Annotated in this window: 1 protein-coding gene and 1 pseudogene; one reads left to right on the top strand and one right to left on the bottom strand. The window is 60.9% G+C overall.

Annotated features, from left to right (window positions below; all coding sequences use genetic code 11):
* Positions 1–431: 431 nt before the first annotated feature.
* Positions 432–2303: a DUF5979 domain-containing protein gene (locus AC4D2Q_RS17335; protein ID WP_490947660.1), complete on the bottom strand. Its 1872-nt coding sequence runs from the start codon at positions 2301–2303 to the stop codon at positions 432–434.
* Positions 2304–2898: 595 nt separating this feature from the next.
* Here AC4D2Q_RS17335 and AC4D2Q_RS17330 point away from each other — a divergent pair.
* Positions 2899–3037 (top strand): annotated as a pseudogene (locus AC4D2Q_RS17330) (IS481 family transposase); the annotation flags it as partial.
* Between the last annotated feature and the right edge of the window lie 155 nt (positions 3038–3192).

Below are 3192 nucleotides of genomic sequence, written 5' to 3'. Positions count from 1 at the left end.
CAGGATCACCAGAATGTTTTTGGTGGGGTTTGGCCGCCATGCTCAGGATGTTTTGCAACTCCCGGCCGCGGCGACTTAGAAGACTCTACACGGGGTTGGGGGCCGGCGCAAATCGGCCGGCGAAGGCCGGAGGCGGCCGGCGAATTAGGCTGCCCCCCCCCCTGCGATCGGGGTCGCCTGTACGTTCTGGCAGGCACCTCAACCGGGCATATCTTCAGCGTCTATCGGCGCTACTTCGTTTGCTGATTTCCTCTGTGTCCCCACCTCTCTGTGCTTTCCGGGTGAGCACGCTACTGTGGGCAGCTCCCATCGGGAAGCTGCCCACAGTAGGGCTTTACGGACCGGGCACGTTACCTGCTCACCTTCACAGAGTGGGCAGCCTGTCCGTTGGCCGGGCGCCGACGGCTGAGTTCACAGTGTCGGCGACTGCACTACGCTTTCCTGCGTCGTGCCGCCCCGGCGACCAGGAGTGTGCCGATCAGCAGCGCTCCTGCTCCGGCCAGATAGACCTGGGTACCGATGTTTGCCCCGGTTTTGGCCAGGGCGTCCTTACCCAACACCGCGTAGGTGTTGGTCACCGTCGCCGCCGCGGTTTCACCCGAAACGATCACGACGCTGTAGGGCAAAATCGTCTCTACAGTGACGTTCCCGTTCTCACCGTTCGTGGGCTCGGTGACAGTGCACTCGGTACCGGCAGGGATGCCGTCGAAGACCTGCACATACTCACCCGGCAGGGTGGCAGCGGGGATCCGCACCACTTCCTCGAGCTCGTCGCCGCAAACCACGTTCAGGACTGAAGCGGACTGCTGGCCCGCCCCGTTGCCTGCCACGATTTTCGTAACCTGCAGCGAACCGTTCGCGTACTGCACAGTGTTAGCCAAGGACGCGCTCACCGTGGTGCCCGGCTCGATGACTACTGTCACGGGGTCCCCCGCGTCAACAGTGACCTCCGACGTTGCACCCGTGCTCGTTTCGGTTACCTTGCACTCCGTTCCCGCAGGAATGTCCGCGAAGGTTTGGCCGTACGGTCCGGCTGCACTCCCGGCAGGAATGACAACCGTAGTGTCCAGGACGGTCCCGCAGACAACATCGAGAACGATCTCCGACTGCAGGCCTGCGGCATTCCCGTCGATCGCCTTGGTGACGTTGAGTGCACCCGGCCGGTACTCGACCGTATTGGTAATCGTAATGGCCGAACTTGCCTCGATGACGGCTTCCTGTGGAGCCGAAGACACAACATCTACGGCAGTCGTTGTTCCAGTCTCCGGTTCTGTGACGACACAGGTAGTCCCCAGAGGAATGCCGGTGAAGGTGGACGCTTGGTCCTCCGTACGGCCAGCCTCGATAGTGGCCTCAAAGACGAGTCCGGGTCCGCAGTCAACATTCAGGAGGATGGCCCCCTGCTGGCCCACCGCACCGCCCGCAAACGTCTTGTTCACGGTGAGGGTACCGGTTTCAAAGAACTCTGCCGTCGCCTGAGCAGTGGACGCGATTTGGGAGTCGGCAGCGAGGATCAGCTTCTGAGCTTCCGTGACGCTGGGGTTGTTCCCCGCGTAGAGATAGACATTTCCTGTCTGCACGGGGACTACGGCAGTGGCGGTCAGGACCACAGGATCTGTGGTCTGGTTGTCATTTCGAACCCACAGCTGCGTACCCGAAGGGACCGTTGTGCCAACGAGCGGGACGGTGCCGGCAGCATCCGTGTACAGCGTGTAGCCTTCCGGCACCTCTACCGTCAGTGTGGCTGCATCTGCGGAGGCGACAGTGAAGGGCCCGGTAACTCCGTCGACAGGGCCGGAGGCCAGCGGCGGATCGACGGTAACATCCGGTGCCGGGGGCTCAGTGAGCGGGCCTGCAGTCAGCACGTCAGCAACGATAGCCGCGGTGTACTGCCTGATGGGGTCAGTGTCCTGGAGCACGTAGCCGTCGCTGAAGAACCAGACCGCAGCCTGTACGGCCGCTGCACGGATCGCATCCGTTGGTGGTTCCGGCGGGGCTCCCGGCACGTCGGGGTAGAAGGAATTGAGGACACGGTTTACGTAACCAATATTGGGGACGTTGGATTCTTCCCAGGACCCATTCTCATACCCGAGACCCGTATAGGTGGAGGTCCGAATATCGATGCAGTACATCTGCTGGGTGTTGCCTTCCAGATCCACCGTGTTGATGATGCCTGCAAAGGACTCATTTGCTGTCTCATAATCGGCAGGAACATCAGCCGGATACCCCGTAGTCGGGTCGAAGGCTTGTCCGACCGGAGGAAGTCCGCCAGTTACCGCGGTACCGGGTCCTGTGCCCGTCATCGTAATTTCCACTACATCCGAAGGGACCTCATTTCCGGGCGACTCCCCCGAAAACACAGCCTGCGCCGGTGAAGCCAGCTGCAGGAGAAGACACAGCGCACCAAATATTCCAAGGCCGGCACTCGCCCGACTTCTTTTCGTTTTTCGACTGCCGACCGACGTTCGGCCGGATCTGTGACGCAGATTCATTGGGTTCCGCTTTCCTTGCTGGGCAGAGTGGACATCCGCAGAGCCGACACCCGAACGGATAAAATCTGGGCTCCGTGAGCAGTGAGGCTACCGGCCGGGGAATCCCCTGAAAAGGGAGATGCAGGAATTAAGCAGCGATACCGATGATAAAAATGTGACGCATGCGTTTGCAGAGTACGCCTGTCGTCGAACGGGGCCCACGTAATGCCGCTCTGGCCGGCATGTGGTCGGCTGGGTCTTCCACCCTGTGTCCGTTGAAGGAGGCCGGCCCCTCCCCACCCGCAGAAAACTCCGGCGCACACCGAACCCCGGAACATTTCCGGGTGAACAGCTAGCTCGCCTTGGACGGATCGGCTAACGGATGGGCGTCCTCCACTGGACCGCCCCGCTGTGGATATCAAGAATCTCGGTCGACGACCATTTACGCCTGGCCGATACCGAGATTCTCAGCGACGAACGCAAAGACACCGCTGCCGGGTTTTGGGAACGGGCGAACGCCTTCTTCGCCGGAAGCGGGATCACTGCCGCGGGTGCTTACCGATAACTTCACCCGTTAGTACCGGTCATCCGTGTACGTAACGTCCCTGGTCAACGGACCAGTTAAACAGAAAGAGCCTGTACCAACACTGGTACAGGCTCTTTCCTCAAATATTGTCCGGCGGTGACCTACTCTCCCACACCCTCCCGGATGCAGTACCAT

The organism is Arthrobacter sp. TJ-178, from assembly GCF_058269275.1.
Note: the sequence above shows the minus strand (reverse complement) of the source record. Positions and strands in the feature narration are given on the sequence as shown.

Bases quoted from the DNA above. Each gene is read 5' to 3' on its own strand.
- AC4D2Q_RS17335 (WP_490947660.1), bottom strand. From the start codon at position 2,303: ATGACGGGCACAGGACCCGGTACCGCGGTAACTGGCGGACTTCCTCCG.